This window comes from Sphingomonas sp. S1-29, assembly GCF_026167545.1.
Lineage (GTDB): Bacteria > Pseudomonadota > Alphaproteobacteria > Sphingomonadales > Sphingomonadaceae > Sphingomonas.
Window position 1 is genome coordinate 1,924,827 of sequence record NZ_CP110678.1, and the last position, 12,173, is coordinate 1,936,999.

Annotated in this window: 13 protein-coding genes; 7 read left to right on the forward strand and 6 right to left on the reverse strand. The window is 66.5% G+C overall.

Translation table 11 applies throughout. The features are described from left to right. Positions 1-19: 19 nt before the first annotated feature. The 6 genes from atpD to OKW76_RS09085 all read left to right on the forward strand — a co-directional run bounded on the left by atpD (position 20) and on the right by OKW76_RS09085 (position 5,135). Positions 20-1,456, forward strand: coding sequence for a F0F1 ATP synthase subunit beta (gene atpD / locus OKW76_RS09060; protein ID WP_322740125.1), 1,437 nt, complete (start codon positions 20-22; stop codon positions 1,454-1,456). A 114-nt stretch (positions 1,457-1,570) separates the two neighbouring features. Beyond that, positions 1,571-1,825 carry an ATP synthase F1 subunit epsilon gene (locus OKW76_RS09065; RefSeq protein ID WP_256505372.1) on the forward strand — a complete coding sequence of 85 codons (255 nt, stop codon included), beginning with the start codon at positions 1,571-1,573 and terminating at the stop codon, positions 1,823-1,825. Between the two features lie 215 nt (positions 1,826-2,040). After that, positions 2,041-3,576 (forward strand): CpaF family protein, encoded by a 1,536-nt coding sequence (locus tag OKW76_RS09070; protein ID WP_265548595.1) that lies wholly within the window; start codon positions 2,041-2,043, stop codon positions 3,574-3,576. A 387-nt stretch (positions 3,577-3,963) separates the two neighbouring features. Then, the gene (locus OKW76_RS09075; RefSeq protein WP_033922120.1) at positions 3,964-4,176 is read left to right on the forward strand and encodes a cold-shock protein; all 213 of its coding nucleotides are present in this window, start codon (positions 3,964-3,966) and stop codon (positions 4,174-4,176) included. Positions 4,177-4,265: 89 nt separating this feature from the next. Further along, on the forward strand, positions 4,266-4,505 hold the full coding sequence (locus OKW76_RS09080) for a hypothetical protein (protein ID WP_256505376.1): 240 nt from the start codon (positions 4,266-4,268) through the stop codon (positions 4,503-4,505). A 201-nt stretch (positions 4,506-4,706) separates the two neighbouring features. Then, positions 4,707-5,135: a hypothetical protein gene (locus OKW76_RS09085; protein WP_265552872.1), complete on the forward strand. Its 429-nt coding sequence runs from the start codon at positions 4,707-4,709 to the stop codon at positions 5,133-5,135. 43 nt (positions 5,136-5,178) lie between these two features. Here OKW76_RS09085 and OKW76_RS09090 read toward each other — a convergent pair whose 3' ends face one another. The 5 genes from OKW76_RS09090 to paoA all read right to left on the reverse strand — a co-directional run bounded on the left by OKW76_RS09090 (position 5,179) and on the right by paoA (position 10,069). Beyond that, positions 5,179-5,679 carry a low molecular weight protein-tyrosine-phosphatase gene (locus tag OKW76_RS09090; RefSeq protein ID WP_416221802.1) on the reverse strand — a complete coding sequence of 167 codons (501 nt, stop codon included), beginning with the start codon at positions 5,677-5,679 and terminating at the stop codon, positions 5,179-5,181. Continuing rightward, entirely contained in the window at positions 5,676-6,206 is a 531-nt protein-coding gene (locus OKW76_RS09095; RefSeq protein ID WP_265548596.1) for a superoxide dismutase family protein, read from the reverse strand. The genes OKW76_RS09090 and OKW76_RS09095 overlap by 4 nt, the downstream gene beginning before the upstream one ends. 76 nt (positions 6,207-6,282) lie before the next feature. Beyond that, positions 6,283-8,484 (reverse strand): xanthine dehydrogenase family protein molybdopterin-binding subunit, encoded by a 2,202-nt coding sequence (locus tag OKW76_RS09100; protein WP_265548597.1) that lies wholly within the window; start codon positions 8,482-8,484, stop codon positions 6,283-6,285. Beyond that, positions 8,481-9,434, reverse strand: coding sequence for an FAD binding domain-containing protein (locus OKW76_RS09105; RefSeq protein ID WP_265548598.1), 954 nt, complete (start codon positions 9,432-9,434; stop codon positions 8,481-8,483). Before OKW76_RS09105 ends, OKW76_RS09100 begins: the two co-directional genes overlap by 4 nt. Continuing rightward, positions 9,431-10,069: an aldehyde dehydrogenase iron-sulfur subunit PaoA gene (gene paoA / locus OKW76_RS09110; protein ID WP_256505381.1), complete on the reverse strand. Its 639-nt coding sequence runs from the start codon at positions 10,067-10,069 to the stop codon at positions 9,431-9,433. The genes OKW76_RS09105 and paoA overlap by 4 nt, the downstream gene beginning before the upstream one ends. Before the next feature lie 259 nt (positions 10,070-10,328). Between paoA and chrA the strand changes: the two genes are divergently transcribed. After that, positions 10,329-11,522 (forward strand): chromate efflux transporter, encoded by a 1,194-nt coding sequence (gene chrA / locus OKW76_RS09115; RefSeq protein ID WP_265548599.1) that lies wholly within the window; start codon positions 10,329-10,331, stop codon positions 11,520-11,522. Between the two features lie 345 nt (positions 11,523-11,867). On the opposite strand, the gene OKW76_RS09120 is transcribed toward chrA, so the two are convergent. Beyond that, complete coding sequence (locus OKW76_RS09120) at positions 11,868-12,131, reverse strand: DUF2171 domain-containing protein (protein ID WP_265548600.1); 264 nt, start codon at positions 12,129-12,131, stop codon at positions 11,868-11,870. Positions 12,132-12,173: the final 42 nt, after the last annotated feature.

Below are 12,173 nucleotides of genomic sequence, written 5' to 3' on the forward strand. Positions count from 1 at the left end.
TCGCCCCACGACCGAGGGCATGACCAACAATGTCGGCCGCATCAGCCAGGTGATCGGCGCGGTCGTCGACGTGACGTTCGAGGATCAGCTGCCTTCGATCCTGTCGGCGCTCGAAACCGATAATAACGGCAACCGGCTGGTGCTCGAAGTCGCGCAGCATCTGGGCGAGAACACCGTCCGCACGATCGCGATGGACGCGACCGAGGGTCTGACCCGCGGCCAGCGCGTCGTCGATACCGGCGCACAGATCCGCGTCCCCGTCGGCCCCAAGACGCTCGGCCGCATCATGAACGTCATCGGCGAGCCGATCGACGAGCGCGGCCCGGTCGGTCACGAAATGACCGCGCCGATCCACGCCAAGGCTCCCGACTTCGTCGACCAGTCGACCGAAGCCGCGATCCTGGTCACCGGCATCAAGGTCATCGATTTGCTCGCGCCCTATGCGCGCGGCGGCAAGATCGGGCTGTTCGGCGGCGCCGGCGTCGGCAAGACCGTGCTGATCCAGGAACTGATCAACAACATCGCCAAAGGCCATGGCGGCGTGTCGGTGTTCGCCGGCGTCGGCGAGCGCACCCGCGAGGGGAACGATCTGTACCATGAATTCCTCGACGCGGGCGTCATCGCCAAGGATGCCGACGGCAACCCGCAGTCCGAGGGTTCGAAGGTCGCGCTGGTATACGGCCAGATGAACGAGCCTCCCGGCGCGCGCGCCCGCGTCGCGCTGTCGGGCCTGACGATGGCCGAATATTTCCGCGACGTCGAAGGCCAGGACGTGCTGTTCTTCGTCGACAACATCTTCCGCTTCACCCAGGCGGGCTCGGAAGTGTCGGCACTGCTCGGCCGCATTCCTTCGGCGGTGGGCTATCAGCCGACGCTGTCGACCGACATGGGCGCGCTGCAGGAGCGGATCACCTCGACCAACAAGGGGTCGATCACCTCGGTCCAGGCGATCTACGTGCCCGCCGACGATCTCACCGATCCCGCGCCTGCCACGTCGTTCGCGCATCTCGATGCCACGACCAACCTCAACCGCGCGATTTCGGAGCTGGGCATCTACCCCGCGGTCGATCCGCTCGATTCGGTCAGCCGCGTGCTCGAGCCGCGCATCGTGGGGCAGGAGCATTACGACACCGCCCGCGCGGTCCAGGTGACGCTGCAGAAGTACAAGTCGCTGCAGGACATCATCGCGATCCTCGGCATGGACGAGCTGTCGGAAGAAGATAAGCTCACCGTTAGCCGCGCTCGGAAAATCCAGCGCTTCCTCAGCCAGCCGTTCCACGTCGCCGAGGTCTTCACCGGCATCCCCGGCAAGTTCGTGCAGATCGAAGATACCGTCCGCAGCTTCAAGGCGGTCGTGAACGGCGAATATGACCATTTGCCCGAGAGCGCCTTCTACATGGTCGGCGGGATCGACGACGCGATCGCCAAGGCCGCCAAGATGGCTGAGGAAGCGTAAGCTAAATCCCCCTCCCGCTTGCGGGAGGGGCTAGGGGAGGGCCTGTTTCCGTCCGCCCCCAGATACACCCCCTCCCCCGACCCCTCCCGCAAGCGGGAGGGGGGAGATCCAGAAATGCCCCTGCACTTCGAACTCGTCACCCCCGATCGCCTCGTCCGTAACGAGGAAGTCCATATGGTCACCGTCCCCGGCACCGAGGGCGATTTCGGCGTGCTCGAAGGCCACGCGCCCTTCATGTCGACGATCCGCGACGGCGACCTGCTGGTCCAGAAGACCGCCAATGGCGCCGCCGAGACGATCCGCGTTGAAGGCGGCCTCGCCGAAGTCACCACCCGCGGCCTGACGATCCTCGCCGAAAAGGCGGCGTAACCCTTCTCTCTTCGCTGAATGCGTGCTGGGTCGGGGTCGGTCGAGTGCTCGCGCTACCGCGTCCGCCCGCTCCGCTGGCCGTACCGGCTGGACACCGCCCGCCCGGCCCCTTCCAGAGTGGGGAGGGCATCTGCCCCCGCCTCGAATGGTTAGGCAATTGTCAAACCTTGCGCGTTAACCCGACCGGATAAACCCGAACGGGCAAGGGAAGTGGCATGAGTGCATTCGGCCGACGTAACGGCATCAGCGGCGGCGCGGGCGGCGGCAGGCCGGCATTCGGCGTTGCGCGCCCGATGCAGGGGCCGGGCGGCCCCCAGCGCGAAGCTGATGGCGGCGGTGATCAATTCCCGCCGCTCGATTCGATCCCGCTTCCCGGCAGCCTGCTCGACGACGATCTGTCGTCGAACCTGCTCAACGGCGATGCGATGCAGCGCCTCGCCGATCGCCAGGCGACCTCGGGCGACCAGGGCAACAGCCGCGTCGAAGGCTTCGAATCATCGATCCACCGTATCAAGGAACAGGTGCTGCCGCGCCTGCTCGAACGCGTCGATCCCGAAGCCGCCGCGACGCTCAGCAAGGACGAGCTCGCCGAGGAATTCCGCCCGATCATCGGCGAGGTCCTCGCCGAGCTGAAGCTGACGCTCAACCGCCGCGAGCAGTTCGCGCTCGAAAAGGTGCTGGTCGACGAATTGCTCGGCCTGGGACCGCTCGAGGAATTGCTCGCCGATCCGGCGATCACCGACATCATGGTCAACGGTCCCGAACAGACCTTCATCGAGCGCAAGGGCAAGCTCGAGCTCGCCAACATCCAGTTCCGCGACGAGGAGCATCTGTTCCAGATCGCGCAGCGAATCTGCAACTCGGTCGGCCGCCGCGTCGACCAGACCACCCCGCTCGCCGACGCCCGCCTCAAGGACGGCAGCCGCGTCAACGTCATCGTGCCCCCGCTCAGCTTGCGCGGCACCGCGATCTCGATTCGTAAATTCTCGGCCAAGCCGATCACGCTCGACATGATGGCCAATGGCGGGTCGATGAGCCAGAAGATGGCGACCGCGCTCAAGATCGCCGGGGCCTGCCGCTTCAACGTCGTGATTTCGGGGGGTACCGGCTCGGGCAAGACGACGATGCTCAACGCGCTGTCGAAGATGATCGACCCTGGCGAACGCGTGCTGACGATCGAGGATGCCGCCGAGCTTCGGCTGCAGCAGCCGCACTGGCTGCCGCTCGAGACCCGTCCGCCCAACCTCGAGGGGCAGGGTGAGATCACGATCCGCGACCTCGTCAAGAACGCGCTGCGTATGCGGCCCGACCGGATCATCCTGGGCGAAATCCGTGGCTCGGAATGTTTCGACCTGCTCGCGGCGATGAACACCGGCCATGACGGATCGATGGCGACGCTTCACTCGAACTCGCCGCGCGAATGCCTCGCGCGCATGGAGAACATGGTGATGATGTCCGACATCAAGGTGCCAAAGGAGGCGATCAGCCGCCAGATCGCCGATTCGGTCGACCTGATCATCCAGGTGAAGCGCCTGCGCGACGGTTCGCGCCGCGTGACCAACATCACCGAGGTGATCGGCATGGAAGGCCCGGTGATCGTCACCCAGGAGCTCTTCAAGTTCGAATATCTCGACGAGAGCGCCGATGGGAAGATCATCGGCGAATATCGCTCGATGGGGCTGCGGCCCTACACGCTGGAGAAGGCCAAGATGTTCGGCTTCGACCACGCGATGCTCGAGGCGTGCCTGTAATTACCCCCCCTCCCTGAAAGGGAGGGGGCTGGGGTGGTCGAGTGCTCGCGATACGGCCGCCGAGCGTGGCGGCGGAGCCGTACCACGAGCCCCCTACCCACCCCCGACCCCTCCCTTTCAGGGAGGGGGGATTGCGCCCTTCTTCTTCCTTAAGCCCTCTCCCGCAGGCGGGAGAGGGTTGGGTGAGGGTGCTTCTTTTCCCTCTTCTCGCCCACCGCCCCCGCCCCGCCATTGCCAAATCGGGTACGCTGCGCTACATAGGGCAAGCTACAGTCGCAAATTGACGGTGAATGGTGCTTTGCGGCTCCTGTTTCCTTCTTTCCCTGCCCCTTAAGCGCCGGACGTCCCGGCAGTCGGGTCGCCCTACAAGAAAGAAAGGATGCACTTATGAGCATCACCGGAACCGTAAAGTTTTTCAACGCCGACAAGGGCTATGGCTTCATCACCCCCGATGGCGGTGGCCAGGACGCATTCGTCCACATCAGCGCAGTCGAGCGTGCGGGTTTTTCGACCCTGCGTGAAAACCAGCGCGTCAGCTATGAGCTCGAAGCCGGCAAGAGCGGCAAGTCGAGCGCAGTGAATCTCGAAGCAGCGAGCTGAACTGTCGCAGCGGGTGGCGCGGCCTTCGGGCTGCAGCCGCCCGCTGCACATGCTGCAAACCTACCCGCTTACTTGAAGGAATATATCCAATGGCAAGCGAACCCAGCTATTACCGTGCCCAGGCCGCGCTTGCAGAAGCCGAAGCCGATGGTGCGATGCTCGACAATGTCCGCGATCGCCATATGCGATCAGCACAGGCATTCAATCAAATGGCCGAGCGACAGGAAAAAGTCGCGGTCATGCGCGCCGCGCGCGAAGCCGCCAGCGGCTCGAACGCCCCCGGCGCTCCCTACCCCCAGGAATCCTTAATTGAACCGCATACCGACTGAATTTTTTCGCTTTTCTACCGCTGCTTCCAACTGCCGGTCGATCCCTTCCCCGGCCATCATCCACGCCACCGCATTACGCCGCCGATGTGCCGTTGCGCACGCCGCCGCGATCGAAGTGCTCGGATGAATTAATACGCCACCGCAACCTTCCACCCGCTTCCCGCATTGTTGCGGTTCAACGGTATGATGAAGGAGCGGATGATGCGTGGACTGACATTGGCGACGGTCGCAGCGGCGACAATGGTCGCGGGTTGCGCCGGCGGCATGGGCGGCGGGCTTGGCGGCTTCGGTGGTGGCCTTGGTGCCAGCAGTGGCTATGACTATAACCGTCCCGACCCGTCATACGGCGGTTACGAAGCCGATCGCTATTATCGCGAAAATCCGCGCATCCAGCCGCGCCGCCTGAGCGCCAATGACCGCGTCTATCGCGGTCGCGACAATCGCTATTATTGCCGCCGCAACGACGGCACCACCGGCCTGATCGTCGGCGGTCTGGCAGGCGGCACGCTGGGCAGCATCCTTGCACCCGGCGGCTCGTCGTTGCTCGGAGCATTGCTCGGCGGCGCAGCGGGCGCAGCAGGCGGCCAGGCGCTCGATCGCAACGGCAACAACCAGGTCGAATGCCGCTAAAGCGGTAAACAATACCGGGCGGCGTTCGCGCCGCCCGGTATTTTTAAGCCTTGGTGGGCGCTGCCATCAGCAAGGCGACGATCCCCTCGGCACCCGAGTGGACCTCGTCCCAGGTCGCAGCAAAGCCGTGTTCGTCGCCGAAATAGGGGTCGATCACCCCCTGCCCTTCGAACCCGGGCACATGATCCAGCAGCAGCGACAGCCGCGCGCTGGCATCGGCCGGGCGGATTGCGGCAAGGTCCGACAGGTTTCGCGCGTCGAGCGCGATCACATGATCAAATTCGTGAAAATCGGCCGCGCTAACCTGCCGCGCGCAATATTTCGAAATATCGGTACCCCGTCGCCGCGCTTCAGCCTGCGCGCGCGGATCGGGCGCGCCGCCGACATGCCAGTCGCCAGTGCCCGCCGAATCGACCCGCACCGGAAGGCCCCTGGCCTGCGCCACCTGCCGAAGCGCAGCCTCGGCCAGCGGCGATCGGCAAATATTGCCCAGGCACACGAACAGCACCGACGGCATCGCCGCCGGTGCCGCCGCACGCGTCATGCCGCGCGGAACACGCCGCAGGCGATCCGGCTGCCGCTATTGCCCGACGGATCGGTCTTCATGTCGTCGGGGCCGGCATGGATCATCATCGCCGCGCCATCGGCGTCGAGCAGCCCCGAGATCGTCGCGCCGCCCAGCGTATAGGTCAGCGACCCGCTGCCATCGCTGCCGACGTCGAGGTTGGGCGCATCGCCGACATGCGGCCCGGCGGGGTTCTGCATGCCATGCTGCTTGGTGGTAGGGTTCCAATGCCCGCCCGCGCTCTCGAAGGTCGGTGCGTCGCAGCGACCGACGGTGTGGATATGCGCGCCATGCGGCCCCGGCGGCATCGCATTGCCCTCGACCACCAATTGCAGCCCATCGACCATCTCGGTCGCGGTCACGGTGCCGACCGACTGGCCGTTGGCGGTGATCAGCTGCGCGGTCGCAACCGCGCCTTCGCCGGCTGCGCCGCCCGCGGTGTCGGTCATCGCACAACCGCCCAGCGCCAGCGCGCCCATCGCCGTCATCATCATGAACTTGGTCATCGCGCGTCTCCCTGTATGAATCTCGATAGCCGAATGGTTGGGCAGGGGTGCAGGTTCCCCCGCACCCCCATCGCGGTCACGCGTCGTAGCGCGGCAGTCCCGGCAGGATCTTGTCGAGCGTGATCGGGAACTCGCGCACCCGCACGCCGCAGGCATTGTACACCGCGTTCGCCACCGCGCCGCCGACCCCGCAAATGCCGAGCTCGCCGACGCCCTTGGCCTTGATCGGCGACGATTTGTCGTCGAGCTCGTCGAGGAAGATCACGTCGATATCGGGAATGTCGGCGTGTACCGGCACATGATATTCGGCCAGATCGTGGTTGACGAAATAGCCGAAGCGCTTGTCGACGACGCATTCCTCCATCAGCGCGGCGCCGATTCCCATCGTCACCCCGCCCAGGCACTGGCTGCGTGCGGCGATCGGGTTGATGATCCGCCCCGCCGCGCATACCGACAGCGCGCGCCGCACGCGCACCTCGCCGGTGTGGATGTTCACCCCCGCCTCGATGAAGTGCGCGCCGAAGCCTGCCTGCGCATATTTCTTGTCGAGATCGCCGAAGGTCACGTCGCCCTCGGCCACCACGCCGTCGGGGCCAGCGGCCTCGCCCAGCGGCACGCTGCGCCCGCCGGCGACGATGTTGCCGCCTTCGAAGGTCACCTCGGCGGTGTTGAAGCCCGCCTTCTGCGCCAGCGCCGCGCGGAGATTCTCGCAGGCATAATAGAGTCCCGCCGATGCCGAATTGGCGCCCCATGATCCGCCCGACCCCGCTGACCGCGGAAAGTCGCTGTCGCCCAGCCGCACCTGGACGCGCTCGATCGGCAGCCCAAGCATCTCGGCGCCGACTGCGGCGAGCACGGTATAGCTGCCGGTGCCGATATCGGTCATCTGCGTCTCGACGATCAGGATGCCGTCGCTCCCCATCCGCACCCGCGCGCCCGATGGCATCATCAGATTGTTTCGCAGTGCCGACGCGACGCCGATCCCGACCAGCCAGTCGCCGTCGCGGACCTGCGCGGGCTTGGGATTGCGCCGGTCCCAACCGAACTTCTCGGCCCCGGTGCGCAGGCATTCGACCAGCATCCGCGTCGAAAACGGCCGCGACGGCCCGACCGAGGGGTCATATTGCACGTCGTTGGCGATCCGGAACGCCACCGGGTCCATCCCGATCTTCTCGGCCAGTTCATCGATCGCGCTTTCAAGCGCGAGCAGCCCCACCGCCTCGCCCGGCGCGCGCATCGCGGCACCCCTGGGCAGGTCGAGCACCGACAGCCGAGTCTCGATCAAGCGGTTCTCGCCGCCATACATCAGCTTGGTCTGTTCGGACGCGTTCTCCGATCCCGCGTCGGGCAGATTGCCCGACCAGGTCATGTGTCCCACCGCGGTGAGCTTGCCGTCGCCGTTCGCTGCCAGCCGCACGCGCTGGATCGTCGCGGGGCGATGGCTGGTGTGGTTGAAAATCTGCGGCCGGGTCAGCGCCACCTTCACTGGCCGTCCCAATTCACGCGCCGCCAGCGCCGCCAGGATCGGATCGCTGTACAAAAACAGCTTCGACCCGAAACCGCCGCCGACATAGGGGGTGAGCACCCGCACATTGGCCTCGGGGATTTGCAGCGTGGCGGCAATGCCGCGCGTGGCCCAATGGACGATCTGATGCGACGTCCGCACCGTCAGCCGGTCCCCCTCCCACAGCGCGATCGACGCCTGCGGTTCCATCATCGCATGCGATTCATCGGGGGTGGTATAGGTTTCGTCGACCTTGAACTCGGCCTTGGCAAAGGCGCCGGCGAAGTCGCCCTTGCGAACGTCGGGCGCATCGGCAACCGGCTTGCCCTGATCCTTCACCTGGGCCAGCTCGAACGCGCCCTTGGCCTGGGCATAGTCGATCCGCACCAGATTGGCTGCCGCGCGCGCCTGTTCGAAGGTTTCGGCGACGACGAATGCGACCGACTGGTCGAAATGCTTGATCTCGGGCCCCTGCAATTGCGGCACCGCGCCGCGCCCGCTGGTCGCCTGTTTCGGCACGTTCTGATAGGTCAGCACCAGCAGCACGCCCGGCGCAGCCTCGGCCTCGCGCACGTCGATCGACGTGATCCGCCCCTTGGCGATGCCCGCCCCGCGCATCACGCCATAGGCGACGTTCGGCCCGACATCGTGATATTCATAGGCATAGGTCGCGCGCCCGGTGACTTTCAGCGGTCCTTCGACACGGGTATGCGGCTGGCCGACCACCCGTTCCTGGTCGATCGGGTTGATCCCGGCGGGGGTATCGAACTTCATGCCTGACGCTCCTGCGCGCTGGCCTCGGCAAGCGCTGCGGCGAGCGTGCGCTCGGCCAGCGGCAGCTTGAAGGCATTCTGGGACGTGGTCTTGGCGCCGGCAAAGGCGGCGGCAGCGATGGCGCGCGGAGTGTCGAGCGCCTCGGCAGCCTCGACGCGCCACGGCTTGGCGCCGATCCCGCCGAACGCGATCCGGCGGCCATTGGCGGTTTCGACCAAGGCAACCGATACCAATGCGAACGCATAGGACGCACGATCGCGCACCTTGCGGTACAAATGCCGCCCACCCAGCGGCTTGGGCAAGGTCACTGCGGTGATCAGCTCGCCGGCTTTCAGCGTCGTTTCGATATGCGGGGTGTCGCCCGGCAGCGTGTGGAAATCGGCGATCGGTATCGATCGCTCGGTCCCGTCGGGGCCCAGCGTCTCGACCACCGCGTCGAGCGCGCGCATCGCCACCGCCATGTCGGAGGGATGCTGCGCGATGCACGCATCGCTCACCCCCATCACCGCCAGATTGCGGCTGAACCCGCCGATCGCGGCACAGCCCGATCCCGGCACGCGCTTGTTGCACGGCTTGCTGGTGTCGTAGAAATAGGGGCAGCGCGAACGCTGGAGCAGATTGCCCGCGGTCGTCGCCTTGTTGCGAAGCTGCGGCGATGCGCCCGACAGCAGCGCGCGCGACAGCACCGCATAGTCGCTGCGGATCCGCGCATCGGCGGCAAGCGCGGTGTTGCGCACCAGCGCGCCGATCCGCACGCCGCCCTCGTCAGTCCGCTCGATCCGGTCGAGCTTCAGCCGGTTGATGTCGATCAGCGTCGATGGCCGCTCGATGTCGAGCTTCATCAGGTCGAGCAGATTGGTACCGCCCGCGATGAACTTCACGCCGGCGCCGGTCGCGCCCGCCGCTGCCTGTTTGGGCGCGGTCGCGCGGGTGTAGCTGAACGCCCTCATGCCCGCTGCCCCTGCACATCGCGGATCGCCGCGACGATGTTGGGATAGGCGGCGCAGCGGCAGATGTTGCCGCTCATCCGTTCGCGCACCTCGGTATCGCTGAACGCCACGTCGTCGAGGTCGGCGGTCACATGGCTCGGAATACCGTCCTTGATCTCCTCGAGCATGCCCACCGCCGAGCAGATCTGCCCGGGGGTGCAATAGCCGCACTGGAAACCGTCATGGGCGACGAACGCCGCCTGCATCGGGTGGAGCTTGTCGGGGGTGCCGAGGCCCTCGATCGTCGTCACTTCGTCGCCGTCGTGCATCACCGCGAGCGTCAGGCAGCTGTTGATCCGCTGCCCGTCGACCAGCACGGTGCAGGCGCCGCATTGGCCGTGATCGCAGCCCTTCTTGGTGCCGGTCAGCTGCATATGCTCGCGCAGCGCGTCGAGCAGCGTGGTGCGCGGATCGAGCGTCAGCCGCTGCTTGCGGCCGTTCACCGTCAGCATCGTCGCCACCGGGGTGATCGGTGCAGCCTTGGCCGGCGTATCCTGTGCCACCAACGGTCCCGCTCCCATCACTGCGGCGCCAGCGGCACCCCCCGCCAGCACGCCGCGGCGCGTGACGCCGCCCGTTTCGCGATCACTTTGCATTGCATTCCCCGTTCCGCATTCGACAAGCTAGTACGCAGGCGAGCCCGATAGGCTCCGCTTGCGAGGTGTTCGCACATTTCGGCGATAATCGCGAGCATTCCCCGGCGCATGCCCGATCCCCGCGCAACCCGCCGACCGCGTTGACAGCGTCGCGGCTTTTGGCAAATATTCCGCTTCCCGGGCAGTGCGGCGCCCGTCCAGACGGCGATCGTCCAAGTCCGCTCCATCAGCCGGCTGTGCGGCTCGGGAGCGCTTGACCATGGATGCCACGACCGCCGCCAACCTTGCCCGCCCACCGCAGATCGGCCTCGTCGCGCTGTTCCTCAAATTCCTGCGCTTCGGGTTACTGGCGTTCGGCGGCCCCGTCGCGCAGATCGCGATGATCCGCGAGGCGCTGGTCGAGGACGAACGCTGGATCGATCGCGCGCGCTTCAATCGCCTGCTCGCGGTGCTGCAGATTCTGCCGGGGCCCGAAGCGCACGAGCTTTGCGTACACCTTGGCATGCTTGCGCGCGGCCGGATCGGCGGGCTGCTGGCGGGGCTGGGTTTCATGCTGCCCGGCTTCGCGCTGATGCTGGTCGCGGGCTGGTTCTATGTCTCGCAGGTCGCAGGGGTGGCGGCATGGACCGGCGCGCTCCTAGGCGTCCAGATCGCGGTGCTGGCGATCATCCTGCGCGCGGTGGTGCGGATCGGGCAGCATGCGATCGAAGACCGCTCGCTCGCCGCAATCGCCGCCGCCAGCCTGATCGCCACGCTGCTCGGTGTCGCATTCTGGATTCCTCTGGTCGCCGCTGGGCTGGTCTATGCCGCAGCAGGGAGGCGCGCGCTGATCGCGCTGGTGCTGGTCGGCGCGGTAACCGCTGCGCTCCTTCTTGGCGGCGGCAATACCAGCGCCCCGCCGGTGGCGAGTGCGCAGGCGCTGACGATCGGCGCGCTGTTCGTGGCGGGGCTGAAGGGCGGGCTGCTGACCTTCGGCGGCGCCTATACCGCGATCCCCTATGTCCGCGCCGACACCGTCGGTCGCGGCTGGATCAGCGACGCCGCGTTCCTCGACGGGGTGGCGATCGCCGGGGTGTTGCCCGCGCCGCTGGTGATCTTCGCGACCTTTGTCGGCTATATCAGCGGCGGGCTGGGTGGCGCGCTGGCGATCACCGCGGGCATGTTCCTCCCCGCCTTCGCCTTCTCGATGATCTGGTTCGAACGGCTCGAGGCGGTGGTCGAAGCGCCCGCGCTGCACCGCGTGCTCGCCGGGGTCGCCGCTGCAGTGGTCGGGATCATCGCAGGCACCTTCGTGCAGCTGTCGGCGGCCACCGTCGCGCGCCTGCCGCAGGTGCCCCTGGGCATCCTGTTGTTCACGATCGCGCTGGCGCTCGCATGGCGGCTCAAGGGCGGATGGGTTACCCCGGCGATCGTCGCAGGGGGCGCTATAGCTGGATGGGCGCTGCTGTCCTGACATAGCGAAATTCGGTGCGGTTCCGAACCGAAGCGCGCGCTGTCGCACTTGTGGGCTCGCTACGTCGACAGGCCACCAGTTGTGCCGGTGACGGCACCTACCCACAACCAGTAGTGGCATCCCCCATCAAAATCGTCTGCCGGGCAAAGTTTCCAGTGGCGATCGGCGGCCATCTCGTTTACCCATGGTGACTCGCCGCGAGGCCGTTGGGCACCCCGCCCACGGCGCTCGCCGGTACGGTTCTCATGCAGGGCGAAGGGGGTGTCGATGCCAGTAGCAGCTACCCGATTCGCCCGCAGGCCGGATGCCGCGCCCGCCAGGTGGCGGCAGGCGCGGCGCTCGGAATCAGTCGTCGGCGGCGTCGCCGCTTTCCTCTTCCTCGAACTGCAGCGCGTTCGCCGCGGTCGCGCTCAGCCGGACCGTGTCGCCCTCGACCTCGGCAACGAGGCCGCCCGACAGATAATGGTGATGCCCTTCATGCGCGCCTTCGCCCGAATCGGCCTTGGTCAGCTTGATGCGGTCGCCCTCGACCTTGTCGACGGTGCCGACATGGACGCCGTCGGCGCCGATGACTTCCATATGCTCGCGAATGTTGCTCAGATCGGCCATGGTCGTTCTCCTGTAGTGACGATCGCCAAACGCGCGTGCAGG